A 24,772-nucleotide genomic window follows, 5' to 3' on the forward strand; every position below is an offset into this window, starting at 1 on the left:
GGGGTGGGGGGCGGTCGAGCGGGTGTGCGGTTTGGTGCGGGGCGGCGGGGCCCGGCGGGGGGGGGGGCGGCCCGCCCCCCCGCCCCCCCCCGGCCCCCGCCGGGGGGGGGCCCCCCCCCCCGCGCCGCTCGTCGGAACAGGCGCCTACGGGGCCGCCCAGGCCGTCGGCAGCGCCCTCGTGGGCGCCGGAGTGGCTCTGGGATCAGGTGCGTCGTCGCGGTTCCCGCGCCGGTCAGCGGCTGCCGTCGAGGATGACGCGCGCGACCAGCGCCGGGTCGTCGTTCATCGGGCAGTGCCCGCAGCCGGGCAGCCGCACGAGCCGCGCACGCGGGATCAAGTGCTTGGCCCGGACGCCCTGGCGGCGCAGCAGCAGCCGGTCCTGGGTGCCCCAGGCCACGGTGACCGGCAGGCCGGGGAGGTCGTCGGTGAACTGGACGTCGGTGCCGGCCCGGAGCGTGTCGTCGAACCCGGGGGCGTTGACCAGCGCGAGCGTCTCGGCGACCACGGCCTCGGGTGAACGGCGGCCGGGGCGGGCGTAGATGGTGCTCGTCAGGGCGGTGCGGCCGGCCACCGTGCGCGACAGCCGCTCGACCATCGGGAGCGGCATCCGGCGGGCGATCTGCCGCATGGTGAGCAGCACCCCGAAGGCGTAGCGGCGCTCGGCCTCGGACCAGAACCCGGCCGGGGAGAGCGCGGTAACGGACCGCACGACCTTCTCGCGGCCCAACTCCAGGGCCAGCAGGCCGCCCAGCGAGTTGCCCGCGATGTGCGGACGGTCGAGCCCCAGCGCCTCGCAGAACGCGCTGAAGACGGCGGCCGTCGTGGACAGGTCGTACGCCAGCCCCTCCGGCAGCGCGGGGGAGACGCCGAACCCGGGCAGGTCCACGGCGATCACGTCCCGCTCGGTCGCCAGGATGTCCACCACCGGGTCCCAGGCCTGCCGGTGATGACCTATGCCGTGCAACAGGAGCAGCGGTTCGCCGCTGCCCACGCGCGCGTAGGACAGCGTCACGGTCCGCGGGCCGTGCGGAGAGGGGACCGGGAAGGAGACGGTGGCGGACATGGGGGTGCTCCTCGTCTGGACTCGCTGACAGACGCCGTACAGGCCGTGTAGACAGCTTGTCAGCAAAAGCTACCGACCGGTAGCCCCCGTCCTGGACGACCTCAACGCGCGCTGCGCACCTCAAGGTTGAACTCGGCGTGCCCGAGGCTCCGGAACAGGCTCACCCACAGGGGCAGCATCATCTCCACGGCGCGCGCCGACTCGATGCCGCCCAGGTCCAGCACCCGGTGCGCGGGCCAGCCGAACTCCCCGAGCAGGGCCGTCACCCGCGTCTTGGCCTCCGCGTCCTCGCCGCACACGAACACCTGGTGCTCGCCCGGTACGAGCGAAGGGTCCACCATCACCTGGCAGTTCACGGTGTTGAGGGACTTCACCACGCGCGCGTGCGGGAAGGCGCGCTGGATCTGCTCACCCACACTGTCCGACTCCACCGGCGACAGCCTGAGCCGGCCGTCCTCGAACGCCAGGGGATTGGAGACATCGAGGACGACCTTGCCGTCGAGCTGCTCCGCCCCGGCCGCCTCCAGCGCGGCGAGCGCCACCCGGCCGCCCACCGCGTTCACGATCACCTCGCCCGCCGCGGCGGCCTCCGCGAACGTACCGGCAGCCGCTCCGGCCCCGGCGCTCTCGGCCCACTTCGCGGCGGCCGGATTGTCCTTCGTGCGCGAGCCCAGGGTCACCTGGTGCCCCAACTCGACCAGCTTGCCGCCCAGCGCCTGGCCGACCTCGCCCGTACCCAGCACCGCGTACCGCATCGTCACCTCCGGAAAGGGGCCGGCGGACGCCCGTCGGCCCGTGGCCAATTCTGCTCCCGGAGGCACGGTTTTCTCCTGGACAGGGCCGCACGCGTCGCATGGGATAAGACCGTGACCACCGACATTCCGACCGACGTCTTCGAAGAACACCGCCGCGTCCTCATGGGAGTCGCCTACCGCATGCTCGGGCGTGTGGCCGACGCCGAGGACGTGGTCCAGGAAGCCTGGCTGCGCTGGTCCGGAGCCGACCACCGCGCGGTCCGCGAACCGCGCGCCTACCTGGTGCGCGTCACCACCCGCCTCGCGATCGACCGACTGCGCCAGATCAAGGCGCGCGGCGAGACCTACGTCGGCCCCTGGCTGCCCGAGCCGTACGTCACCGACTTCGGGGACACCGTCGAGGACACCGCGGAACGGGCCGTCCTCGCCGACTCCGTCTCTCTCGCCGTACTCGTCGTCCTGGAGTCGCTGTCGCCGCTGGAGCGCGCCGTGTTCGTCCTCAGGGAGGCCTTCGGCTACCCGTACGCCGACATCGCGGCGATGCTGGACCGCGGTGAGCCCGCCGTGCGCCAACTCGCCGGACGGGCCCGCAAGCACGTCGACGAAGGGCGCCCGCGCTACGAGGTCGACCCGGTCCAACGCCGCGATCTGACCGAGCGGTTCCTCGCCGCCGCGGCGGAGGGCGACCTGGCAGGTCTGATGCAGCTGCTCGCGCCGGACGTCCGACTGGTGGGCGACAGCGGCGGCAAGACCAAGGCGCCGCTGCGGATCCTGGAGACTGCGGACAATGTGGGCCGCTTCCTGGTCGCCGTCGCGGGCAAGGGCATCCCGGACCTCTCGTTCCGCTTCCTTGAGCTGAACGGCGGCCCCGCGGTGCTGATCCTTTCGGGTGACAAGCCCGACAGTGTCTTCCAGGTGGACGTATCCGCCGGACGTATCCGATCCGTGTATATCGTCCGCAACCCCGACAAGCTCCGGTCGCTGGCTTCCGCTTAGCCGGTCCTCCTGCAGGGCCCCCGTCTCGCGACGGGGGCTTTGCCGTCGTGTCACGAAACGCGCCCTTTACGAACGCCCTGTGAACGCTCCATGGCAACCGCTCTCTGTCTTGCCTGTTGGATCGAGGATTGGTCTTGACCAAGGGTGTGGGCCGTCCTATGGTCACTGATAAGTGAAACAACCTTTAATAAACAAGGGCGCTAAAACGCGGCCGGACCACGGCGATTGCGGAGGACAGGGTGGGGACCACGCAGTTGGAATCGGTGCCGGAGCCGAAGTACTGGCATCTCAAGACAGTGCTGAGTGAGGCACTGGACTCCGAGTTCTCCGTGGGCGAGATCCTGCCCAACGAGCGAGACCTGGCGGCCCGCTTCGGCGTCGCCCGGGCCACACTCCGGCAGGCTCTGGAACAACTCGAACTCGAAGGCCGGCTGCAGCGCCGCCGAGGCGTCGGTACGACCGTCGCGCCCCCGCGCGTGGGCGTCGCCGTCGGCACCGAGCAGCACGCCTGGCCGGGCGCCGCGGACGACGCCTGGCAGTCCGTCGACTGCGTCCTGGCGGCTCCGCCTGCGGCCGTGGCCGGCGTCCTGGAGACCGGTTCCGAGGAACTGGTGCACACCGTACGGCGCTCCCGGGTGAGCCACGGCCAGCCCGTCGCAGCCGAACTGCTCTACATCCCGGAGTCGTCGGTGCCCGACCTCTCCGCCATAGACACTCCGTCCGCGACCGCACGCGCGCGTGCGGTACTGCGCGAGCTGCAGCGCCTCGAACTGGAGGGCCAGGACCGCGCCGTCGAGCTCGGCTCGGCCCGCGCGGACGACGCCAAGGAGCTGGACCGCCTCCCCGGAGCACCGGTTCTCGTCGTCACGACCCGCTTCTTCGCCGAGGGCCGCACCGCCGCGGTCTCCGTCGCGACCTACCGCGCGGACACCTGCCGCCTGACCTTCGCCGACTCCGGCGGCGTGGAAATCCACCACGGCCCGGAACGCCAGGCTTCCTGACGGCAGTCACACCTCACCCGTAGCGCCCCGGAACTCCACCGGGGCGCTGGGCGTTTTCTTCTCAACGCCGGGGACGGCAGCGCCCCAAAGGGGCGCGGGGAACTGCGCGCCCAGCCACAACGGCGCCGCACCCGACAAACGACATCAGCGCACCCAGCCGCCAAGGCCCCGCACCCGACACACGACCACCCGCCGAGCTAGCGCCGCGTCACCGTACCCTCGACCGCGAACAGTTGCTCCTCGACATGATCGAGAGCCAGCCGCAGCGCCCCCGTAGCCGCAGCCGCCTCGCCGAGCAACGACAGCGCCACCTTGGGCGGTCGCAGGCAATACCGGGCCAACTCCCGCCGCAGCGGCTCCAGTACGCCGTCCAGACCGGCCGCCCAGCCGCCCACGACCACCAGTTCCGGATCGAGGGCCAGGACGAGCGCGGCGACATCGTGCACCAGGCGCTGTATGAAGCGGTCGACCGCCGCACGGGCCCGCTGGTCGCCGTCGCGGGCCAGCGCGAAGACCTGTGCGACCGCCTGCTCGTCCAAGGGGTGCAGCGGTTCGTCCGTCGTGGACAGCAGCGTCTCCGGGGTCACGTCCCGGCCCAGCAGATGCAGCGCGCCGATCTCGCCGGCCGCCCCGCGATACCCCCGGTGCAGCCGCCCCCCGATCAGTGAACCGGCGCCCGGGCTCAGCCCCGCCAGCACCATCACCATGTCGTCGGACTCGGTCGCCGCGCCCTTCCAGTGCTCGGCGACGGCCGCCGCGTTCGCGTCGTTCTCGACCAGGACAGGGCACTTGAAGGAGCGGCTCAGCCGCTCGCCCAGGTGCAGTCCGGTCCACTGGGGCAGCGCGGTGCCCAGCCGTACCGTGCCGTCCGCCTCGACGATGCCCGGTGTGGCGACCCCGACCGCCCGCAGCGAGCCGCGTGCCACTCCGGCCCGGCGCAGCAGCTCGGCGACCGCCGTACGCAGCCGCTCCAGGCGCTCGTCCGCCGACGCCGTCTCGTCGACGTCCTTGGCGATCGCGCCGAGCACCCGGCCGTCCAGGTCGGCGAGGAGCACGGCGACGCGATGTGCGCCGATCTCCAGGCCCAGCAGATGCCCGGCCTCGGCCCGGAACCTGAACCGCCGCGCGGGCCGCCCCTGGCGCCGTACAACGCTCTCGTCGGCCGCCTTCTCGACGACCAGCCCGGCCTCGATCAGTCCCTCGACGACGCCTTCGACGGTCGGCCGGGACAGACCGGTCACCCGGGTGATCTCCGTCAGCGTGGCGCAGTCCGTGGCACGCAACGCGTGCAGCACCACCGCGGAGTTGATCCTCCGCAGCAGCGAGGGGTCCCCGCCGGTCAGCCCCGCCAAGGTCTGTCCTCCCAGCTCGTGCGCGTGTTGGGCGGATCGTACTCGGACCGGCGGACCCCGGCGAGTGCCAGGCGCCCCGGACTCACGAGCCCCACCGGATCACCCGGGCGCCACGAACCCCGACTCGTAGGCCGCGATCACCGCCTGCGTACGGTCCCGGGCCCCCAACTTCGCCAGTACGGCGCTCACGTGCGACTTCACCGTCTCGGTGCCGACGACCAGCCGGGCGGCGATCTCGGCGTTCGACAACCCCCTGGCCATCAGCCGCAGCACCTCGGCCTCGCGCTCGGTCAGCCGGGCCCGCTCCAGCGCCGCGCGGGCCGCCCGGTTCCCGCCGCCGTCGCCGTACTCCGCCGCCAACTGCCTTACGGAGGCCGGGAACAACAGTGACTCGCCCTCGGCCACCAGCCGCACCGCGTGCACGATCTCGGCCGGCCGGGCCCGCTTCAGCAGGAAGCCGTCGGCACCGGCCCGCAGCGCCTCGTACACGTACTCGTCGTTCTCGAAGGTGGTGATGACCAGGATCTTCGGCGGATCCTCGATCGTCCGCAGCACCGCGCGCGTGGCCTCGATGCCGTCCAGGAGCGGCATCCGCACGTCCATGGCGACCACGTCCGGCCGCAGCTGCCGCACCAGCGGGATCACCGCGGCCCCGTCGGCGGCCTCCCCGACCACCTCGATGTCCGGCTGCGCCTCCAGCACGGCCCGCAGACCCGCGCGTACGAGGGGTTCGTCATCAACCAGGAGAACGGTGACCGGCATCCGGCCACCCTAGATCAACTCAGCGGCAGCTCCGCATGCACCTGCCAGTCACCCCCGTCGGGCCCCGTGTACGCCCGGCCCCCGAGCAGCGCGGCCCGCTCGCGTATGCCCCGCAGCCCACTGCCCCTGCCTGGCCCGGATATCGCCGCCGTCAGTGGATTGCGCACCTCCAGCTCGAGCGTGCCGTCCGCGACCTGGATACGGACCCGGACCGGTACCGACCCCGCGTGCCGCAGCACATTCGTCAGCGCCTCCTGAAGAATCCGGTAGCCCTCCCGGGAGACCGGCCCCGGCACCGTCTCCAACGGCCCGGTCACCTCCGCGTCGACCTTCGCCCCGGAGGCCCGCGCGGACTCCCACAGCCGATCGGCGTCCACCAGCGTCGGCCGGCTGCTCACCGGCCGCTCCGCCTCCCGCAGGACGCCCAACACCCGCTCCAGGTCCTCCAGCGCGGCCCGGCCGGTCTCTTCGATGGCACTCAGTGCCCGCTCGGTGAACTCCGGGTCGCCCGCCGCCCGGGCGGCACCCGCCTGCACCACCGCCACCGTCAGCGCGTGGCCGATCGAGTCGTGCAGTTCCCGTGCGATGCGGTTGCGTTCGAGCAACTGCTCGGTGCGCTCCTCCAGCGCGGCCAGCTGCTCCGCGCGCGAAGGGCCGAGCAACGTGCGGGCCGTCGACGTGGCCACCTTGCCGAGGACGACGACTACGCCGTACAACGCGATCAGGGGGAGAGGTGCCAGCCATGCGTACCACCCGCTCGGTGACGCCTCCTCGAGGACCCAGACGTCGTCGGGCACGCGCCCGCGCGCGATTTCGATCAGCTGGAAGGAGATGACCGGGAACCAGACGCAGGCGAACGTGGTCACCCAGCCCAGCGCCATCCGGGCCTCCAGCCACAGTACGGTCCGGCCCCGGTCCTGCCAGGTCGCCGACGGTGCCACAGAGATCCCCGAGTCCTCCTTGCCCGGCGTCAGCAGCAGTTGTGCCTGCACCCCCTCGCCGATCCGCACGGCCGGGATCAGACCGACGGGGATCAGGCGATGGCGGGCGCGTACGGAGTCTCAGGGCTGATGAAGATCCACACGTTGGTGATCAGCATCGGCACCCAGAGGTGCAGCAGACGTGTGTACGTCGTCCCCCGGAGCAGTGGGCGCAGGAAGCGGGCCATTCCGACATCGTGACAGCCGGCACTGACAATCGGCCTCCCCCGGGCGGGGGAGACGATCTCCACCGGCGGGGGAGGACCCAACTCCCTTGAACGGCCAGGCTGTTGGTCATGACCAGCATCGACGTACGAGACCTCACCAAGGAGTACGGCACCCGGCGGGCCGTGGACCATGTCACCTTCGGCGTCCGCCCCGGCAAGGTGACCGGCTTTCTCGGCCCGAACGGCGCCGGGAAGTCCACCACCATGCGCCTCGTCCTCGGCCTCGACCGGCCCACCTCCGGAACAGCCACCGTCGGAGGCCGCCCCTACGCCGAACTCACCGAACCGCTGCGCCACGTGGGCGCCCTGCTCGACGCCCAGGCCGCCCACGGCTCCCGCACCGGCCGCGACCATCTGCGTGCCCTGGCGGCGAGCAACCGCATCCCGGCCGCCCGGGTCGACGCGGTGCTGGAGGAGACGGGACTCGCGTCGGTGGCGCGACGTCGGGTGAAGACGTACTCCCTGGGCATGCGGCAGCGGCTTGGCATCGCCGGTGCTCTCCTGGGGGACCCCGAAGTCATCCTGCTGGATGAGCCGTCGAACGGCCTCGACCCCGAAGGCATCGTCTGGATCCGGGAGTTGCTGCGCCGGCTGGCGGCGGAGGGCCGCACGGTCCTGGTCTCCAGCCACCTGATGAACGAGACCGCCTCCTTCGCCGACCACCTAGTGGTCCTCGGACGCGGCCGACTCCTCGCCGACACCCCCATGCGGAACTTCATCGACGCGCGCGTGCAGCCCCACGTACGCATCCGTACGACGGACACCGGCGCCCTCAAGGCCGCGCTCGCAGCGCACGGTCACGACGCCGTGGAACACGAGGACGGGCACTGGACCGTGACGCACGCACGCGTGGACGAGATCGGCACCCTGTTGTCCGCGGCGGGCGTACCGATCCTCGAACTGACCTCCGCGGAGGGCACGTTGGAGCAGGCCTACCTCGATCTGACCGCCACCGAGACCGAGTTCACCGCACCGCACCAGGAGGCCTGACCATGGCATTCACGCCCGTACTCCACTCCGAGTGGATCAAGATCCGTACCCTGCGGTCCCAGGTCGTGACGCTGGGCACGATGCTCGTCGTGACCGGACTTTTCTCCGCGCTTGCCTCGTCCGACACCGGGGGAGACGACTTCGACCCGCTCTTCTCGGTCTTCTTCGGCGTGAGCTTCGGGCAGATCGCGGCGATCGCCTTCGGCACGGCCGCCGTGTCCTCCGAGTTCCAGGGCGGAGCGCTACGGCTGTCGCTGGCCGCGGTGCCGTGTCGCGGACGCTGGTTCGCGGCCAAGGCGACCGCGATCGCCGTACCCGTGCTGGCCGTCGGGCTGGTAACCGGCGTCGTGACCCTGCTGGTGGGCAAGGCGTTGCTCGGTGCCAAGGTCGCCGGGCTCGGCTGGGCGGAGCAGGTGCGCGGTGTCGTCGGCTGCGCCGTCTATCTCATGCTGATGGCGCTGTTCGCGGCCGGTCTCACGGCGCTGCTGCGCAGCGGTTCGGCGACGCTGGGCATCCTCATCCCGTTCCTGCTGATCGTGTCCTTCGTCATCGGCGACATGTCGAACAACATCGCGGACCTGCTGCCCGACCGGGCCGGTCAGGTGGCGCTGCACGCGACCTGGGACGGCGCGCTGGGCCCCTGGACCGGGCTCGCGGTGACGGCACTGTGGACGGCGGTGGCGTTGGCGGCGGGCGCGTGGAGCCTGCGGCGCCGGGACGCCTGACCCTCGGCAAGGCGTTACGCCTGGGCGATTGTCAGTGCCAGCCGGTTCACTGGATCACATGGCCCACTACGCCCGCGCAGCCTCCCGCAACCGCCCGAACTCCTCCGCCATCGTCGCCGCCGTCCAATGCGCGTTCAGCCCGCTCGGATTGGGCAGCACCCACACCCGCGTGTCCCCGAACATCCGCTCCTGCGGCCCCACTTGGGCCTTCCGGTCGTCAAAGGCCGCCCGGTACGCGGTGACGCCGAGCACGGCCAGCCACCGCGGCTGCCACCCCGCCAGCTTCGACGCGAGTGACTGCCCGCCCTCCCGGTACTCCTCCGCGCTCAGCTCGTCGGCCCGTGCCGTGGCTCGCGCCACCACATTCGTGATGCCGAGCCCGAACGACAGCAACTCGCCCTGCTCCGAAGGCTTCATGAGCCTCGGGGTGAAGCCGGACAGGTGCAGCACCGGCCAGAAGCGGTTGCCGGGACGGGCGAAGTGATGGCCCGTGGCCGCCGTCATCAGACCCGGGTTGATCCCGCAGAACAGGACACCGAGGCCGTCCGCGACGACGTCCGGTACGAGACGGTCGCGGGCGGCCTCCAGCTCGGCCTGGGTGAAGCGCTTCGGGGGCGTGGAAGGTGTCGGAGGCGTCAGAGGATCGCCCCCGGGGTGTAGCCCGCAGCCTCCGGGTGCTGCTTCGCGATCTCCTCGACACGGGCGACCACGGCGGCGACCTGGTCGGCGGCGGCGCCCGTGAAGGACAGCTTGTCGGCCATCAGGGCGTCCAACTGGGCGCGGTCCAGCGGGATGCGCTCGTCGGCGGCGAGCTTGTCCAGCAGCTCGTTGCGCTCGGCGCCCTGTTCACGCATCGCCAGCGCGGAGGCGACGGCGTTCTCCTTGATGGCCTCGTGCGCGACCTCGCGGCCGACACCCGCGCGGACGGCGGCCATCAGCACCTTGGTCGTCGCGAGGAACGGAAGGTAGCGGTCCAGCTCACGCGCCACGACCGCCGGGAAGGCCCCGAACTCGTCGAGCACGGTCAGGAACGTCTCCAGCAGCCCGTCGAGCGCGAAGAACGCGTCCGGGAGAGCCACCCGGCGCACCACCGAGCAGGAGACGTCGCCCTCGTTCCACTGGTCGCCCGCCAGCTCGCCGGTCATCGACGCGTAGCCGCGCAGGATGACCATGAGGCCGTTGACGCGCTCGCAGGAGCGGGTGTTCATCTTGTGCGGCATCGCGGAGGAACCGACCTGGCCCGGCTTGAAGCCCTCGGTGACCAGCTCGTGCCCGGCCATCAGCCGGATCGTCTTCGCGAGCGACGAGGGCGCCGCCGCGACCTGCACCAGCGCCGTCACGACCTCGTAGTCCAGCGAGCGCGGGTACACCTGGCCGACCGAGGTGAACGCCTGCGAGAAACCGAGGTGGGAGGCGATCCGCTGCTCCAGCTCCGCGAGCTTCGCCGCGTCGCCGCCGAGCAGGTCCAGCATGTCCTGCGCCGTGCCCACCGGGCCCTTGATGCCGCGCAGCGGGTAGCGGCCGAGCAGCTCCTCGACCCGGCCGTACGCCACGAGCAGCTCGTCGGCCGCGGTCGCGAAACGCTTGCCCAGGGTGGTGGCCTGCGCGGCCACGTTGTGCGAGCGGCCGGCCATGACCAGCTCGCCGTACTCACCGGCCAGCTTGCCGAGGCGCGCCAGGACGGCCACCGTACGGTCGCGCATCAGCTCCAGGGAGAGCCGGATCTGCAGCTGCTCGACGTTCTCGGTCAGATCCCGGGACGTCATCCCCTTGTGGACCTGCTCGTGCCCGGCGAGGTCGTTGAACTCCTCGATCCGCGCCTTCACATCGTGCCGCGTGACCTTCTCGCGCTCGGCGATCGAGGCCAGGTCGACCTGGTCGAGGACGCGCTCGTAGTCCGCGATCGCCGCGTCCGGCACCTCGATCCCGAGGTCCTTCTGGGCCCGCAGTACGGCGAGCCAGAGCTGCCGCTCCAGCTTCACCTTCTGCTCGGGGGACCAGAGCGTGGCGAGCTCGGTGGAGGCGTAACGTCCGGCGAGGACGTTCGGGATGCGGGGCTTGGCGGCAGCGGAAGTCACGTGTACGGATTCTACTGGCGATTCGTGCAGGCCAGCGCCACAGTCCCCTTCGTCGGAAGCTACGAGACCTCCGTCACCGTCCTGCGTCGGCCAGCTCGGCCAGCACCCCCGCATGGCACGGCAGCGGCGCGCACCAGCAGGCCAGCGTCCGTCCGCGCAGCTCCGGCACCAGGGCCAGCAGGTCGGGGCGGGTGAGTAGATATGCCCGGTACTTCGCCATGACCTCCGCGCGCGTGCCGTCCCGGCGGCGTGTAGGGGTGTCGTAGGCGAAGGGGTTGTAGAGCGGGTGCCGGGGGAGGTCCCAGCCGCCGAGGGTCCAGCGGCGGCCGACGTAGACGAGGTCCTCGGGGGCGAGTTCCAAGCGGGGGCCGAAGTCGCGGATGCGGCCCCTGACGTTGATCACCCGCGTGGTCATGGGGAGTTACGCCGCCGGGCCCTCGTAGGGGAGGAGGTCGGGGCGCTTGGGCGAGAGGCCGTCCCCGGAGGAGCGGCCGGTGAGGCGGCGGCCTATCCAGGGGAGGAGGTACTGGCGGGTGAAGCGGGCGTCCTCGATGCGGCGGGCGGTCCAGTTCGGGGGCGGAGTGGGCGGCATCGGCGTACGCCACTCCGGGTCCTCCGGGTCGTAGCCGAGGGTCTGCCACACCGCCTCGGCGACGCGGCGGTGGCCCTCGGCCGTGAGGTGGAGCCGGTCGACGTCCCACGCACGCTGGTCGGCGAGCGAGGGCGCGCTGTACAGGTCGACGACCAGGGCGCCGTGCCGGTCGGCGAGGTCGTCGACGTAGGAGAAGAGTTCCTCCATGCGCGGCCGGAAGCGCTGCTGGACCGGGCCTTCGCGGCCGGGGCTGCGCATCAGCACCAGGTGCTTGCAGGCGGGCGTGAGGCGTTCGACGGCCTCCTCCAGCAGGGCGCGTACCCGGCCCATGTCGCACTTGGGGCGCAGGGTGTCGTTCAGGCCGCCCACCAGCGTGATCACATCGGGCTGCATGGCGGCGGCCGGGCCGACCTGCTCGTCGACGATCTGCGCGATCAGCTTTCCGCGCACGGCGAGGTTGGCGTACCGGAAGCCGGGCGTCCGGGCGGCCATCCGGCCGGCGAGGAGGTCGGCCCAGCCCCGGTAGGCGCCGTCCGGGAGCAGGTCCGACATGCCCTCGGTGAAGGAGTCGCCGATCGCGACCAGGCTGGTGTGAGTGGGATTCGTCTGCATGGCGACGAAGATGATATCCCGGGTCCATACCCGCCGGTCGGTGGGCCCTCCACCACCCCCTGGCTTACGCCCGCTGCCCGAACAGCTCCCGCAGCACGTCCTCCATGGTCACCAGACCGGTCAGTCGGCCCTCCTCGTCGAGGACCGCCGCGAGGTGCGTACGGCCCCTGCGCATCGCGGTGAGGACGTCGTCCATGGGTGTGCTCTCCCGGATGTTCGCGATGGAGCGCATGTCCTCCACCTTGAACGGCTCGTCGCGCGGCGACGCGTCCAGTGCGTCCTTGACATGGAGGTAGCCGATGATGCGGCGCTCGGCGTCCACCACCGGGAAGCGGGAGAAGCCGGACTCGGCCGACAGCACCTCCAGTTCGGCTGGTGTGATGCCCGCGACCGCGTAGTCGACGCGTTCGAGGGGGAGTACGACGTCCCGTACCGGCCTGCTGCCGAGCTCCAGGGCGTCGTTCAGCCGCTCCCGGGCGCGCTCGTCGATGAGGCCCGCCTCGCCGGAGTCCCGGACGATCCGGGCGAGTTCGGCGTCCGAGAAGGATGCCGTGACCTCGTCCTTGACCTCGACGCGCAGCAGCTTGAGGAGCGTGTTGGCGAACGCGTTGATCGTGAAGATCACCGGGCGCAGCGCCCGGGACAGCGTCACCAGCGGCGGCCCAAGGAGCAGCGCGCTGCGCACCGGCTCGGCCAGCGCGATGTTCTTCGGCACCATCTCGCCGAGCAGCATGTGCAGATAGGTCGCGGCGGCCAGCGCGATCACGAAGGACACCGCGTGGCCCGCGCTCTCCGGGACGCCGACCGCGTGGAACACCGGTTCCAGCAGGTGCGCGATCGCCGGCTCGGCGACGATACCGAGCACCAGCGTGCACAGCGTGATGCCGAGCTGGGCCGCGGCCAGCAGCACGGACACGTGCTCAAGGCCCCACAGCACGCTCTTCGCGCGCCGGTCGCCCTGCTCGGCGTGTGGCTCGATCTGGCTGCGGCGCACCGAGATCAGCGCGAACTCGGCGCCCACGAAGAAGGCGTTGACGACCAGCGTCGCCAACCCGATCAGCAGTTGTACGGCGGTCACAGCTCCCCCTTCGCGGAGTCGGAGTCGGAATCGGGATGTGAGTCAGGGCCGGACGCGGCGGGCGGCGCGTGCAGCAGCAGCCGCGCGGCCCGCCGCCCCGACGCGTCCACGACGTCGATCCGCCACCCGGTGACCGCGAAGGTGTCCCCGACTTCCGGGATCCGCCCCAGCTCGGTGGCGACCAGACCGGCCAGCGTCTCGTACGGCCCCTCGGGCGCCCGGAGTCCGACGCGTGCGAGCTGGTCCATGCGGGCGGCGCCGTCCGCCGAGTACAGCGTCCGGCCCTCGTCGTCGGTCCCGGCCGGGGCCAGGTCGGGCGTCTCGTGCGGGTCGTGCTCGTCCCGCACCTCTCCCACGACCTCCTCGACGATGTCCTCCAGGGTCGCGACCCCCGCCGTACCGCCGTACTCGTCGATGACGACGGCCATCGTGCGCTTGCCGGACAGCCGGTCGAGGAGGCGGTCGACGGTGAGGGATTCCGGGACGAGGAGGGGTTCGCGCAGCACGTCGGTGAGGGGGAAGCGGGCCCGCTGGTCCGCCGGTACCGCCAGGACGTCCTTGATGTGCACGGTGCCGACGACGTCGTCGAGGCTGCCGCGGTAGACCGGGAAGCGGGACAGCCCGGTCGCGCGGGTCGCGTTGGCCACGTCCTCGCAGGTCGCCTGGGTATCGAGGGCGACGACCTGGACGCGGGGCGTCATCACGTTCTCCGCGGTGAGGTCGGCGAGGTTGAGGGTCCGGACGAACAGCTCGGCCGTGTCCGGCTCCAGGGCGCCCTGCCGGGCGGAGTGCCGGGCCAGCGCGGCCAGCTCCTGCGGCCCGCGCGCGGAGGCCAGCTCCTCGGCCGGCTCCAGGCCGAAGGCCCGCACCACATGGTTGGCCGTGTTGTTCAGATGGCTGATGAACGGGCGGAACGCGGCACTGAACCAGCGCTGCGCGTTGCCCACCCGTTTGGCCACGGCCAGCGGTGAGGAGATCGCCCAGTTCTTCGGCACCAGCTCGCCGACGACCATCAGGAACACCGTCGACAGCGCCGTACCCAGCACCAGCGCGACGGATCTCGACGCGGAGTGCGAGATGCCCAGCGACTCCAGCGGGCCCGCGATGAGCGCGGCGATCGACGGCTCGGAGAGCATGCCGACGACCAGGTTGGTGACCGTGATGCCGAGCTGGGCGCCGGAGAGCTGGAAGGTCAGATTCCGTACGGCCTTCAGGGCACCGGAGGCGCCGCGCTCGCCCCGCTCGACCGCGCGCTCCAGCTCGCCGCGCTCGACGGTGGTCAGAGAGAACTCGGCGGCGACGAAGGCGCCGCAGAGGAGCGAGAGCAGGATCGCCACCAGCAGCAGAAGCACTTCGGTCATCGGGTCACCTCCGTCCCATGATCGGACAGGGCAGGGAGGTTCGCGCGATGTCGCGTACTGGGAGGCTCGCCCATGGGCGGACGCTCACACCTTTCGAGGAGATGCAGAAGTTCCGGGTCGTCCACCAATGGTAAAGGATGGGCAAAGCGTTCAGGTGGTGAGGTGCTTCACCCAGCGCCGCCAGTGGTCCTCGCGTACGTACCCCGCCGCGCGCCACGCATGCTGACCGGTCTCGTTGCGTTCCAGCACCATCGCGTCCCCGCGCCGCCCACCCAGCGCCACGAACCGCTCCTCGGCCGCCGTGAGCAGCGCCGAGCCGATGCCCCGGCGGCGCTGCTCCGGGTGCACGGCCAGCCGGTAGAGGTGACAGCGCCAGCCGTCGAAACCGGCGATCACGGACCCGACGAGCCGCCCGTCGCGTTCCGCGAGGATCAGCGCGTCGGGGTCCCGCTCGATGAGCCGGGCCACGCCCTCGCGGTCGTCGCTGATGCTCGTTCCTTCGGCGGCCTCGCGCCAGAACGCCAGCACGGCGTCGATGTCGGTGAGGGCCGCGCTGCGGATATGAAGATCACTCATGGGGCGAGCCAAGCAGAGGGCGGGCGGGTTCGGCGAGCGGGTTTCGGCGCAGTTCCTCGACGACCGGCGCGAACGCCTCGATGTACGGCTCCAGCACGGTGAGATAGGAGAACCCGTACCGGTCGCGCAGCGCGCGCAGCTTCGCGGTGATGCCGTCCAGGGTGCCGACCAGCATCACGGGGAGGTCGAGCACCTGCTCCAGGGTGAGGTCCGGCCGGCGCTCCAGCAGCGGGCCGAGCGCACTCGCGGGGTCGTCCGTCACCGCCACCAGCTGGATCAGCAGGTTGAGTTCGGCCGGTTCCGCCCGCTCGGCCGCGAACTCCCGGTAGCGGGCGACCCGTTGACCGAACTCGGCGGAGTCGACCGGCGCCAGCTTGCCCGTCGTACTGCCCGGCTCCAGGCTCGCCCCGGTGAACGCCGCGATGTCCGCGTGCTCGGCGGTCAGGCGCAGTATGCGGTCGCCGTTGCCGCCGAGGAGCAGCGGAATCCGGGTCTTTGTGGTCTCCAGCAACCGCGCCAACTCCTCGACGGTGCGCCGGAGATGATCCACGCGTTCGCCCGGTGAACCGAACGGCAGCCCCGCCGTGTCGTGCTCCGCCTGGATGTAGCCGGTGCCGAGCCCGAGTTCGAGGCGCCCGCCGGTCAGGTCGTTGGTCGTCGCCACCTCGCGGGCCAGCAGAGTCGGGTTCCAGAAGCCCGCGTTGAGCACGAACGTGCCCACCCGTGGCCGCTCGGTCGCGTCCGCCGCCGCGACCAGTGCCGGGAACGGCGCGACCATGCCCAGATGGTCGGGGACCAGGATCACGTCGTAGCCGAGTTCCTCGGCGCGTCGGCATCTCGCGCGCCACTCGTCGGCGGGCGCGGACGTGAGCAGGCTGGCCCCGAAGCGGAACGGACGCGGCATGAACTCTCCTGAGCGGCGGGGGACTTCGGAACGACCGTCGCGATTCCATCACTCGTGCGCGATCGCCGCCAGCACGTTCATGCGGGAGGCGCGCAGTGCGGGCAGCAGGGCCGCGACGATGCCGACCACCGCCGAGCCGATCACCACCGCGATGATCGTGGTCCACGGGACCGCGAGCGCCTTCATGCCCTGGAGCGCGAGGACTTGCTGCGCGCACACGCCCCACACCAGGCCGAGACCCAGCCCCAGCACCGCGCCGAACACCGCGATCACCACCGACTCCAGCCGGATCATCCGCCGCAGTTGACGCCGGCCGAGCCCGATCGCGCGCAGCAGGCCGATCTCGCGGGTGCGCTCGACGACCGACAGGGCAAGGGTGTTGACCACGCCGAGCACGGCGATGACGATGGCCAGCCCGAGCAGCGCGTAGACGAGATAGAGCAGTACGGCGATCTGGTCGTGGATCAGCTTCTTGTAGTCGGCCTCGTCGCGGACCTGCACCTGCGGATAGGGCTTGAGCGTGGTGTCCAGTGCCTTGCGGAGCTGGTCGGCGCCGGTGCCGGGGGCGGCGTTCACATACAGCGTGGAGTCCTGGCCGTTCGGGACGTACTTCTCGACCGTGGCGATTCCGAAGAACAGCCCGCCCTGTGTCCCGAACCCGTTCGCCGAGTCCTGGTTGCTGAGCGCGCCCACCGTCAGCTGTGTGGTGCGTCCGCCCGGGAACTCGACGGGGAGGACGCTGCCGAGCCGTACGCCGTGGTCCTTCGCGAAGCCGACGTCCATGGCGAGGTGTCCGGCCGCGAGCGCCGAAGTCGTGTTCCCCTGGGCGTACTTGATGTGGGCGACCTTGTCGAGCGGGGTGTCGTAGCCTGCGGCCGTAGTCTCCACCCGTTTGCCGTCCGGCAGCCGGACCGCGAGCGGTGCGAAGCGGCCGCGTACGACGAGGCCGACGCCGTCGGTGGCGCGCACATGGTCCGTGACCTCCTTGGAGAACGGCACGAAGCTGCCGTTCTGGATCACGTAGTCGGCACCCAGGGTCCTGTCGATCTGCTGGTCGAAGGACTTGGACATGGAGGCACTCGCCACCGACATCCCGCCGACCAGGGCCAGGCCCACCATCAGGGCCGCCGCGGTGGCGCCCGTACGGCGCGGGTTGCGCAGGGCGTTGCGCTGGCTCAGCCGGCCGACCGAGCCGAACAGGGCGGGGAAGGCGCCGCCCAACACTCGGATCATCGGGCGGACCAGGAGCGGGCCCGCGATCACGGTCGCGATCAGGGTCAGCACGATGCCGAGGCCGAGGAAGGAGGCGGACGAGGCCGTCTTCGTCGCGGCCGCGCAGCCCGCGAGCGCGGCCACGCCGATCGCGCCGACGATCGAACCAACGACCGCCCGCACCCTCAACGGCCGTCCCACACCGGCGACTTCGGCGTCCGCGAGGGCCGCCATCGGCGAGACCGTCGCTGCCCGCCGGGCCGGGAGATACGCGGCGACGAAGGTGACGCCGACGCCAACGACGTACGCCGCCACGGGTGTTGGCCAACTCACCACCATCTCCGTGGTCTTGAGGTTCATGCCGAACGCGGTCATGAGCTTGATCAGCCCGGCCGCGAGTCCGATACCGGCCGCCAGGCCGAGCGTCGAACCGATCAGGCCGAGCAGCAGTGCCTCGGTGAGCACCGAGCGCCGCACCTGTTTGCGGTCGGCGCCGAGGGCACGCAACAGGCCCAGTTCGCGGGTGCGTTGGGCGATCAGCATCGAGAACGTGTTGACGATCAGGAACACGCCGACGAGGACGGCGATGCCCGCGAAGCCCAGCATCACGTACTTGATGATGTCGAGGAAACCGCCCAGGTCGGCGGCGGCCGACTTGGCCTGCTCGTCGGCGGTCTTGATGTCGTAGGAGCCGGACGGACCGATCGCGGCGGCCACCCGCTGCTTGAGCACGGCGTCGGACACACCCTTGGCCGCGTCCACCGAGATGCTGGTGGCGCGGTCGGACGCGCCGAGGAGCTGGGACTTCGCGGTGGCGGGGTCGAGGAAGACCAGCGCGGCGCCGGGGTTGGTGGTGGTGAAGGTGGCGATGCCGACGATCTCGACCTTGAAGCTGCCGGGCTGGGCCTGCACGGTCAGCGTGTCGCCGATCTTGACGTGCTTGTTGTCGGCGGTGTCCGCGTCGAGGAGGGCCTGGCCGGCGCCCTGCGGGGCGTGGCCCGAGGTCAGTTTCACCGGGCTGCGGTCGGTGAGGTACCAGTCGGTGGCGATGGTGGGCGCGCCCGTGGTCGGACCGACCGACTTGTCCTTGCTGTCGACGACCACGATGTTCTGCACGGACACGTCGGCGTGCGTCGCGGCGACCCCGGCCACCTTCGCCACCTGCCCGGCCAGCGCGGCGGGCACGGTCTCGGTCGCGCCGGTGGGCACCGAGGACTTGAGGTCCTGCTTCGGCTCCACGGTCACATCGGCGGACGTGGACGCGAAGAGGCGGTCGAAGGTGCGGGTCACGGTGTCGGAGAAGATCAGGCTGCCGGCGACGAACGCCACCGACAGCACGACGGCCAGTGCCGAGAGCAGCAGCCTTCCCTTGTGCGCGAGGAAGCTCCGGAGGGTCGCCTTCAGCACGGGTTCAGTCCTTGTCCTCGGTCTGCGGCAACCGCCCGTCGGTCTGGGGGCCTCCCCCGGAAAAGAGGCGCATGCGCTCCAGCACGCGCTCCGCCGTCGGCCGCTCCATCTCGTCCACGATCCGCCCGTCCGCCAGGAAGAGCACCAGGTCGGAGTGGGCGGCGGCGCCCGGGTCGTGGGTGACCATGACCACGCTCTGCCCCAGGCTGTCGACCGCGTCGCGCAGGAAGCCGAGCACTTCCAGACCGGCCCGGGAGTCGAGGTTGCCGGTCGGCTCGTCCGCGAAGATCAGCTCGGGCCGGGAGGCGAGCGCCCGCGCGCAGGCCACCCGCTGCTGCTGGCCCCCGGACAGCTGCGACGGCCGGTGCTTCAGCCGGTCTCGCAGCCCCAGCGTGTCGATGACCTGGTCCAGCCACTTCTGGTCCGGCTTCTGCCCGGCGATGTCCATGGGCAGCGTGATGTTCTCGGCCGCGTTGAGGGTCGGGATGAGGTTGAACGACTGGAACATGAACCCGATCCGGTCCCGGCGCAGCCGGGTCAGCTCGCGGTCCTTCAGACCCGTTATCTCGGTGTCGCCGAGCCACACCTGCCCGGCCGAGACGGTGTCGAGCCCCGCCAGGCAGTGCATCAGCGTGGACTTCCCGGAGCCCGAGGGCCCCATGACGGCGGTGAAACGGCCGCGCGCGATGTCCACGTCCACCGCGTCCAGGGCGAGCACGGTCGTCTCGCCCGAGCCGTACGCCTTGGTCAGACCGCGGGCACGGGCCGCGATCCGGCCGGCCGGGGCCTGACCCGGGGCGTGCTCCGCTGCAGGTGTGGACAAGACGGCCTCCTGGAGTTCCCTCGCTCGTGGACGTGCCCGACTCCGTACTCCCGGCCGAGCCTAGTGTGACGCGGCGCACACCCGGTATCCCCCGTGCGGCCGAGGCGGTCTCCGCCCCAGGTCGGGCCCCCGATACCGGTGTAAGGGGCACTCTCCACCCACCGGACGAGCCCTTGCCTCTGCTAGCGATTCGGCGCTAGCGTCTAGGTATGGCGAAGACCCAGCTGAACGTACGCGTGGACGAGGGCACCGCCCGCGCGGCGCGTGAGCGTGCCCTGGCCCGTGGGATGAGCGTCAACCGCTACATAGAAGAGCTGGTCAGACAGGACACCGGCGAGGTCGGCCACACCTTCGTCGAGGCCGCCGCCGACTTCATGAAGCAGTACGAGTCCGTCTTCGCCGACGAGTTCGGCGCCGACGGGGAGAGCACCCGCGAAGGTCGCCGCTGATCGCTTTGAACAACCTCAGGATCGACCTCGCCTGGCTGCTGATGCTCGCCGAACAGAAGACTCCCGGAGACCCCCAGGTCACCGACTGGGGCGCGCTCGTCGCCGCCGTCGCCCGCCACCAGGCCGACATATTCGACGTCCCCGTCTACGACAGCCCGCACGCGCGCGCCGCCGCTTTACTCCAACTCCTCATCCACGTCCCCGCGTTGGAGCGCTCCAACGCCCTCTTCGCCTCGGCGGTCGCCTACGCGTACCTCGTCGCCAGCGGCCTGAAGGTCATCACCTCGCCCGAACAGGTCCGCGATCTGGCCCGGTTGGTGAAGAGCGGCGAGGCGTCGGTCGACGACATCGCACACGAACTGCGCCAGTGGAGCCTGTGATCAGTCGTCCGTGACCGGGCGCCACGCCGTTCCGAGAACGCAGTAGGACGTGGGCAGCGCGGGCCCCTTCTCCGGGATCAACACCCGCCGGTACGGCCCGAGTTCGAACCCGGCGTCACGCAGCGCGGCGACCGGGTCGCGGGCCAGATGGCAGCCGCCGTTCAGGGGCGGCCACAGGGTGCGGTCCAGGGCGCGCTGGGTGAAGGCCATCGCCGGTCCGCCGCCCCTGCCGTGCTCGAAGAACCGCACGACCCCGCCGGGCCGCAGCACCCGCCGCGCCTCCGCGAGCGCCCGCGGCACATCGCGCACACTGCACAGCACCAGCGATAGCACGACCGCGTCGAAGGCCTCGCTCTTGACGGGCAGCTTCTCCGCCGCGCCCGGCACCACGTCGACGGGCACCTCGGAACGGAGCGCGGACTCCACGGCCAGCTGCCGCAGAGTCCGCTCGGGCTCGATCGCGACGATCTCCGAGACGGCGCCCGGATAGTGCGCGAAGTTCAGGCCGTTCCCGGCGCCGATCTCGATCACGCGCCCGGAGAGCCCGGAAAGCAGCCTCTCCCGCATGCCGGCCAGGCCGAACCGGGATTCGGCGCGCACACTGAAACGGGCGTAGTAACGGGCGAACAGCGGGTGGTGGACGGCGTCCCGCGGCACAGTGCCGGAGCCTGCGGACCGTAGCGGCATGGCGACCTCCCGGACCGGACCGAAACCGGTCCCTACTGGGATTGTCCCCCTTGTCGGCCGCGCCCACCCCCGCTGTCGCCCTGGGGTGGGTCAGGAGATGAAGTCGTGCACCTGTTCGTAGACGCCGTGGTCGTTGTTCATGTTCGTGTGCGAGATGCATCCGACGTCGACATTGGTCGCGCCGCTCAGTTCGGCCGAGGTGTCCGGGTTGATCGCCTCGTCGCAGTCCGACCAGTAGGCCGCGTACGACACGCTGCCGGGCGTCTCGTCACCGGAGTTGAGCGCGGTGAGGAAGGAACTCCCGGTCTGCATCTCCTTGCAGGACGTGTACAGCCAGCCGCACAGCGAGGCGATGGTGGTGCCGTGGTTGACCCCGGCGACGGACACGAAGTGGTCCACGTACGACGTACCGCTCAGGTTCTTCAGGAAGTAGCGGGAGCTGAGCGTCCCCATGGAGTGACCGACGATGTCGACCTTCGACGCACCGGTCTGCGCGAGCACGCTCTTGACCTCGGTGGCCAGCTGCGAGGCGGTCGTGACGTTCGACTGCGTCCAGTCGTACGACCACGCGAACAGCTCGGACGAGGAGTAGCCGTCGGCCTCGAAGTCCGCGACCCAGTCGTTCCAGCCGCTCGCCGAACCGCTCAGGCCGTGCACGAAGATGATGGGGTCGTGGCTCGCCGCGTGGGCGGGCGTCGAGGCCAGGGAGAGTGACAGAAGGAGCGAGGTGGTCACGGCCGACAGGGCCGTGGCGATGCGACGCTTGTGGCGCTGCATGATGCCTCCTGATACGGGTGGGGTTGTCAGGAGTGTCAGCGGGGTCTACGCGCGCCGCATCGGCGAAATCGCCGGTCTTTACGTGTGAATTAACTCGCCAGTAACGTCAGTTGTGTGGTGACACCAGTGAACCCCCCACCTCTGGACCGCACTTGGCCACCGTCGTGCACGGACGTGTGGCGAACCCCCGATCCCGCGCTCCCCGAGGGCGTCCGCGTCCGACTGTTCCGCGCGGCCTACGGCGACCCCCGCGCCGCCGCGGAACTCCGCTCGCGCCTGACCCCACGCCAGGCCGCGGGACTCGACCCCCTACCGACCGAACCGGCGTCTCTGGCACCGGAGTTGCTGAACCGCCACCGCCGCGAGATCCGTTCCCTGCCCGAAGACACCCGACTGCTCCTGCTGCTCGCCGCCGCCGACCAGTACCCGGTCCCCACCCATGCCTTCCTGCGCGCCGTCGCGGCGGGCCGGCTCGACACCCGGCCCCTGGAAGCCGCCGAGACGGCAGGGGTCGCGCAGACGACGGCCGGCGGGGTCGTGTTCCGTGACGCGTGGACGAGGATCGCCGCGTATGAGACCGGGTCCCCGGCGGACCGGCGGGATGTCCACCGGCTGCTCGCGCGGGTGTTGCGCGCGGAGGGCGAGACGCCCCGGCGCTCCTGGCACCGGGGCGCGAGCGCGCTCGGCCCCAGCGTGCGCCTCACCGCCGAACTCCGTGCGGCGGCGGGCAAGGCACGGGCGACAGGTGAACACGCCCTCGCCTGCGCCCTGGTGGAACGTGCCGCCGCCCTCTCCCGCGACCCCCGCGAACAGTCCCGCCTCCTCGACCGCGCCGCCGGCGACGCCTGGCAGTCCGGCGAGGGCGACCGCGCCCGAAGACTCGCCGCCGCGACGGACAGCGACGCGCTGAACGGGGTGTTCGCGCTGCGGTCCGGCAACGCGGCGGAGGCGTTCGACGCGTTGCTGGTCGCGGTGGGGCGACGAGGAGCTGAGGAGTGGGTGGTGCGGCGAGGGGGTGAGGGTGCGGTGGTGCGGCGAGGGGGTGAGGGTGCGGTGGTGCGGCGAGGGGGTGAGGAGTCGGTGGTGCGGCGAGGGGCCGAGGAGCCTGCGGAACGGCCGGCGGCCGAGAAGCCTTTGGTTCGACGGGAGGCCGAGGAACCTTTGGCCGCAGGCCACTTGAGTGAGGCGCCGGGATCGGCGATGCCGCGAGCGGAAGCATCTCGGACTGCGACTCCCCGGGCGGATGGGACTGGAACGGCGACTCCCCGGGCGGAGGTCCTTGGAACGGAGACTCCCGGAGTGGATGTGCCTGTATCGGCGACTGCCCGGGCGGGTGCGCCCGGAACGGCGACTTCCCGAGTGGACGCGCCCGGAACGGCGACTTCCCGAGTGGATGCACCCGGAACGGCGACTTCCCGAGTGGATGTGCCTGTATCGGCGACTTCCCGAGTGGACGCGCCTGGAACGGAGACTCCCGGAGTGGATGTGCCTGTATCGGCGACTTCCCGAGTGGATGCGCCCGGAACGGCGACTTCCCGAGTGGATGCACCCGGAACGGCGACTTCCCGAGTGGATGCACCCGGAACGCCAGCACCCCGGACGGCCGAGCCGCCGGCGGCGACGCCGCTCTGCCCCACCGAGACCCCCCGCGTCACCGCCGCGCCCCGTACTCCCGCCCCGGACCACGCAGTTCACCTCCTCGCGCGGGCCACCGAGGCCGCCGTCTACACGGGGGACCTGAGACGGTGCCGGGAGGCGGCCGCCGTCGCCTCCCGGCTCGGGATCGTGCCGCACGGGACGCTCGGGGGACTGGCCGCCGCCTTCGAGGGGCGGTACGAAGACGCGCGGGACCTGCTGAAAGCCGCCGCCGGCCGGTGCGGTCCCGGCGGCGACCCCACCCTCCTCGTCCACGCCGGGATCGCCGCCCTGATGCTCGGCGACCACACCCGCGCCACCACCGCCACCGTGCGGGCGGCGGCCTCGGCCCGGGCGCGCGGCGCGGCGGTGATCGTGCCGCAGGCGATGGAGTTCCGGGCCTACGCCGAGTTCTGGACCGGCCACCCGCGAGCCGCCGAGACGGCTGCGGCGGACGCCCTGTGGCAGGCCCACGCCACCGGCCAGGACAACGGCGCCTGCCATCTCCAAGCGGCCCTCGCCATGTTCGCGGCGCTCACCGGAGACGAGGAAGTCTGCCGGGAACGGGCCGCCGCCGCCCGCGCGTTCGCCCTGGGCCGGGGCCTGGGACTGCCCGCCGCCCTCGCCCAATGGGCGCTCGCCTACCTCGACTTGAGCAGCGGACGCTTCGCCGCCGCCGCGGCCCGGCTGCGCGCGCTCGCCGGGTTCGGCCCGGGCCACGGCCACCGGGCGATACGGCACCTCGCCACCCCGCACTACGTCGAGGCCGCCGCCCGCAGCGGCGACACCAGCGTCGCCCGTGCCGCGCACGCCGACTACGACCGCTGGGCACGGGCCGTACGCAGCCCCGACGACCTCGCCCTGAGCGCCCGTTGCCGCGCCCTGCTCGCCCCCGGCGCCGAGGCCGTCGACCACTACCGCACCGCCCTCGACCTGCACGCGCGCGGCACCCGCGACTTCGAACGGGCCCGCACCGAGCTGCTGTTCGGCGGCGCCCTGCGCCGACTTCGCCGACGCACCGAGGCCCGCGACCGCCTGCACACCTCACTGGAGGCCTTCGAGTCCTTCGGCGCCCCGCACTGCGCGGCCCAGGCCCGAGCCGAACTCCGCGCCCTCGGCACACCGGTGGCCGCGACCGCCCTCCCCACACCAGCCGCCCGCCTGACGGCCCAGCAACTCATGGTCGCCCGCATGGCCGCCGACGGCGCCACCAACCGCGAGATCGCCGTCCGCCTCGCCCTCAGCCCCCGCACCATCGACCACCATCTGCGCGGCGTCTTCAGCCGGTTGGGCATCCGCTCCCGGATCGAACTGGTGCGGTTGCTGGCGGAAGGAGAGGCATCCTGAAGC

22 protein-coding genes and 3 pseudogenes are annotated in these 24,772 nt (G+C 71.6%); 8 read left to right on the forward strand and 17 right to left on the reverse strand.

The window, feature by feature from the left end:
- Positions 1-232: 232 nt before the first annotated feature.
- The gene (locus tag ACFXC1_RS00700) at positions 233-1,063 is read right to left on the reverse strand and encodes an alpha/beta fold hydrolase (RefSeq protein ID WP_381236907.1); all 831 of its coding nucleotides are present in this window, start codon (positions 1,061-1,063) and stop codon (positions 233-235) included.
- Positions 1,064-1,164: 101 nt separating this feature from the next.
- Positions 1,165-1,818, reverse strand: coding sequence for an NADPH-dependent F420 reductase (locus ACFXC1_RS00705; RefSeq protein WP_381239372.1), 654 nt, complete (start codon positions 1,816-1,818; stop codon positions 1,165-1,167).
- A gap of 111 nt (positions 1,819-1,929) precedes the next feature.
- On the opposite strand from ACFXC1_RS00705, the gene ACFXC1_RS00710 reads away from it, so the two are divergent.
- Both ACFXC1_RS00710 and ACFXC1_RS00715 read left to right on the forward strand, forming a co-directional pair.
- Positions 1,930-2,814, forward strand: a complete 885-nt coding sequence (locus ACFXC1_RS00710; protein WP_381236910.1) for an RNA polymerase sigma-70 factor — start codon at positions 1,930-1,932, stop codon at positions 2,812-2,814.
- A gap of 239 nt (positions 2,815-3,053) precedes the next feature.
- Positions 3,054-3,815 (forward strand): GntR family transcriptional regulator, encoded by a 762-nt coding sequence (locus ACFXC1_RS00715; RefSeq protein WP_381236913.1) that lies wholly within the window; start codon positions 3,054-3,056, stop codon positions 3,813-3,815.
- A gap of 197 nt (positions 3,816-4,012) precedes the next feature.
- Here the strand turns inward: ACFXC1_RS00715 and ACFXC1_RS00720 are convergent, their stop codons facing one another.
- The 3 genes and pseudogenes from ACFXC1_RS00720 to ACFXC1_RS00730 all read right to left on the reverse strand — a co-directional run bounded on the left by ACFXC1_RS00720 (position 4,013) and on the right by ACFXC1_RS00730 (position 7,097).
- Positions 4,013-5,167, reverse strand: coding sequence for an ROK family transcriptional regulator (locus ACFXC1_RS00720; RefSeq protein ID WP_019070977.1), 1,155 nt, complete (start codon positions 5,165-5,167; stop codon positions 4,013-4,015).
- Between the two features lie 99 nt (positions 5,168-5,266).
- A complete protein-coding gene (locus tag ACFXC1_RS00725) occupies positions 5,267-5,929 on the reverse strand; it encodes a response regulator transcription factor (RefSeq protein WP_381236916.1) in 663 nt (220 codons plus the stop codon).
- A gap of 14 nt (positions 5,930-5,943) precedes the next feature.
- Positions 5,944-7,097: pseudogene (locus ACFXC1_RS00730) on the reverse strand (sensor histidine kinase).
- 108 nt (positions 7,098-7,205) lie between these two features.
- Between ACFXC1_RS00730 and ACFXC1_RS00735 the strand changes: the two are divergent.
- Together ACFXC1_RS00735 and ACFXC1_RS00740 are read left to right on the forward strand one after the other, a co-directional pair.
- Entirely contained in the window at positions 7,206-8,126 is a 921-nt protein-coding gene (locus ACFXC1_RS00735) for an ABC transporter ATP-binding protein (RefSeq protein WP_381236918.1), read from the forward strand.
- Between the two features lie 2 nt (positions 8,127-8,128).
- Entirely contained in the window at positions 8,129-8,851 is a 723-nt protein-coding gene (locus ACFXC1_RS00740) for an ABC transporter permease (RefSeq protein WP_381236920.1), read from the forward strand.
- A gap of 66 nt (positions 8,852-8,917) precedes the next feature.
- Here the strand turns inward: ACFXC1_RS00740 and mug are convergent, their stop codons facing one another.
- The 10 genes from mug to ACFXC1_RS00790 form a co-directional block, all read right to left on the reverse strand.
- Positions 8,918-9,439 carry a G/U mismatch-specific DNA glycosylase gene (gene mug, locus ACFXC1_RS00745; RefSeq protein WP_381239375.1) on the reverse strand — a complete coding sequence of 174 codons (522 nt, stop codon included), beginning with the start codon at positions 9,437-9,439 and terminating at the stop codon, positions 8,918-8,920.
- A 47-nt stretch (positions 9,440-9,486) separates the two neighbouring features.
- On the reverse strand, positions 9,487-10,929 hold the full coding sequence (gene purB, locus ACFXC1_RS00750) for an adenylosuccinate lyase (protein ID WP_019070970.1): 1,443 nt from the start codon (positions 10,927-10,929) through the stop codon (positions 9,487-9,489).
- Positions 10,930-11,002: 73 nt separating this feature from the next.
- Positions 11,003-11,344: a DUF4326 domain-containing protein gene (locus tag ACFXC1_RS00755; protein ID WP_381236923.1), complete on the reverse strand. Its 342-nt coding sequence runs from the start codon at positions 11,342-11,344 to the stop codon at positions 11,003-11,005.
- A gap of 6 nt (positions 11,345-11,350) precedes the next feature.
- Positions 11,351-12,133 carry an SGNH/GDSL hydrolase family protein gene (locus tag ACFXC1_RS00760; protein ID WP_381236926.1) on the reverse strand — a complete coding sequence of 261 codons (783 nt, stop codon included), beginning with the start codon at positions 12,131-12,133 and terminating at the stop codon, positions 11,351-11,353.
- A gap of 64 nt (positions 12,134-12,197) precedes the next feature.
- Positions 12,198-13,211, reverse strand: coding sequence for a hemolysin family protein (locus ACFXC1_RS00765; protein WP_381236929.1), 1,014 nt, complete (start codon positions 13,209-13,211; stop codon positions 12,198-12,200).
- Positions 13,208-14,572, reverse strand: coding sequence for a hemolysin family protein (locus ACFXC1_RS00770; RefSeq protein WP_381236931.1), 1,365 nt, complete (start codon positions 14,570-14,572; stop codon positions 13,208-13,210). Before ACFXC1_RS00770 ends, ACFXC1_RS00765 begins: the two co-directional genes overlap by 4 nt.
- A gap of 150 nt (positions 14,573-14,722) precedes the next feature.
- A complete protein-coding gene (locus ACFXC1_RS00775; protein ID WP_381236933.1) occupies positions 14,723-15,148 on the reverse strand; it encodes a GNAT family N-acetyltransferase in 426 nt (141 codons plus the stop codon).
- Positions 15,141-16,052, reverse strand: coding sequence for an LLM class F420-dependent oxidoreductase (locus tag ACFXC1_RS00780; protein WP_381236936.1), 912 nt, complete (start codon positions 16,050-16,052; stop codon positions 15,141-15,143). Before ACFXC1_RS00780 ends, ACFXC1_RS00775 begins: the two co-directional genes overlap by 8 nt.
- A gap of 48 nt (positions 16,053-16,100) precedes the next feature.
- Positions 16,101-18,671: an ABC transporter permease gene (locus ACFXC1_RS00785; protein WP_381236938.1), complete on the reverse strand. Its 2,571-nt coding sequence runs from the start codon at positions 18,669-18,671 to the stop codon at positions 16,101-16,103.
- A gap of 4 nt (positions 18,672-18,675) precedes the next feature.
- Complete coding sequence (locus ACFXC1_RS00790; RefSeq protein ID WP_381236941.1) at positions 18,676-19,494, reverse strand: ABC transporter ATP-binding protein; 819 nt, start codon at positions 19,492-19,494, stop codon at positions 18,676-18,678.
- A 209-nt stretch (positions 19,495-19,703) separates the two neighbouring features.
- Here ACFXC1_RS00790 and ACFXC1_RS00795 point away from each other — a divergent pair, with 209 nt between their 5' ends.
- Positions 19,704-19,943 (forward strand): hypothetical protein, encoded by a 240-nt coding sequence (locus tag ACFXC1_RS00795; RefSeq protein WP_043668432.1) that lies wholly within the window; start codon positions 19,704-19,706, stop codon positions 19,941-19,943.
- 5 nt (positions 19,944-19,948) lie between these two features.
- A complete protein-coding gene (locus ACFXC1_RS00800; protein ID WP_359610432.1) occupies positions 19,949-20,323 on the forward strand; it encodes a fic family toxin-antitoxin system, toxin component in 375 nt (124 codons plus the stop codon).
- On the opposite strand, the gene ACFXC1_RS00805 is transcribed toward ACFXC1_RS00800, so the two are convergent.
- Together ACFXC1_RS00805 and ACFXC1_RS00810 are read right to left on the reverse strand one after the other, a co-directional pair.
- The gene (locus ACFXC1_RS00805) at positions 20,324-21,010 is read right to left on the reverse strand and encodes a class I SAM-dependent methyltransferase (protein WP_381236945.1); all 687 of its coding nucleotides are present in this window, start codon (positions 21,008-21,010) and stop codon (positions 20,324-20,326) included.
- 90 nt (positions 21,011-21,100) lie between these two features.
- The gene (locus tag ACFXC1_RS00810; RefSeq protein WP_381236947.1) at positions 21,101-21,787 is read right to left on the reverse strand and encodes an esterase/lipase family protein; all 687 of its coding nucleotides are present in this window, start codon (positions 21,785-21,787) and stop codon (positions 21,101-21,103) included.
- A 114-nt stretch (positions 21,788-21,901) separates the two neighbouring features.
- Here ACFXC1_RS00810 and ACFXC1_RS51210 point away from each other — a divergent pair.
- Positions 21,902-22,768, forward strand: a pseudogene (locus tag ACFXC1_RS51210) (LuxR family transcriptional regulator); the annotation flags it as partial.
- A 696-nt stretch (positions 22,769-23,464) separates the two neighbouring features.
- Positions 23,465-24,769: pseudogene (locus tag ACFXC1_RS00820) on the forward strand (LuxR C-terminal-related transcriptional regulator); the annotation flags it as partial.
- Positions 24,770-24,772 lie beyond the last annotated feature (3 nt).

The sequence above is a fragment of the Streptomyces hokutonensis genome (assembly GCF_042751305.1).
In the GTDB taxonomy this organism is placed as follows: Bacteria; Actinomycetota; Actinomycetes; order Streptomycetales; family Streptomycetaceae; genus Streptomyces; species Streptomyces hokutonensis_A.

Bases quoted from the DNA above. Each gene is read 5' to 3' on its own strand.
- ACFXC1_RS00700 (WP_381236907.1), bottom strand. From the start codon at position 1,063: ATGTCCGCCACCGTCTCCTTCCCGGTCCCCTCTCCGCACGGCCCGCGG.
- ACFXC1_RS00740 (WP_381236920.1), top strand. From the start codon at position 8,129: ATGGCATTCACGCCCGTACTCCACTCCGAGTGGATCAAGATCCGTACC.
- ACFXC1_RS00725 (WP_381236916.1), bottom strand. From the start codon at position 5,929: ATGCCGGTCACCGTTCTCCTGGTTGATGACGAACCCCTCGTACGCGCG.
- ACFXC1_RS00810 (WP_381236947.1), bottom strand. From the start codon at position 21,787: ATGCAGCGCCACAAGCGTCGCATCGCCACGGCCCTGTCGGCCGTGACC.
- ACFXC1_RS00780 (WP_381236936.1), bottom strand. From the start codon at position 16,052: ATGCCGCGTCCGTTCCGCTTCGGGGCCAGCCTGCTCACGTCCGCGCCC.
- ACFXC1_RS00775 (WP_381236933.1), bottom strand. From the start codon at position 15,148: ATGAGTGATCTTCATATCCGCAGCGCGGCCCTCACCGACATCGACGCC.
- ACFXC1_RS00705 (WP_381239372.1), bottom strand. From the start codon at position 1,818: ATGCGGTACGCGGTGCTGGGTACGGGCGAGGTCGGCCAGGCGCTGGGC.
- ACFXC1_RS00755 (WP_381236923.1), bottom strand. From the start codon at position 11,344: ATGACCACGCGGGTGATCAACGTCAGGGGCCGCATCCGCGACTTCGGC.
- ACFXC1_RS00795 (WP_043668432.1), top strand. From the start codon at position 19,704: ATGGCGAAGACCCAGCTGAACGTACGCGTGGACGAGGGCACCGCCCGC.
- ACFXC1_RS00735 (WP_381236918.1), top strand. From the start codon at position 7,206: ATGACCAGCATCGACGTACGAGACCTCACCAAGGAGTACGGCACCCGG.
- ACFXC1_RS00805 (WP_381236945.1), bottom strand. From the start codon at position 21,010: ATGCCGCTACGGTCCGCAGGCTCCGGCACTGTGCCGCGGGACGCCGTC.
- ACFXC1_RS00760 (WP_381236926.1), bottom strand. From the start codon at position 12,133: ATGCAGACGAATCCCACTCACACCAGCCTGGTCGCGATCGGCGACTCC.
- ACFXC1_RS00770 (WP_381236931.1), bottom strand. From the start codon at position 14,572: ATGACCGAAGTGCTTCTGCTGCTGGTGGCGATCCTGCTCTCGCTCCTC.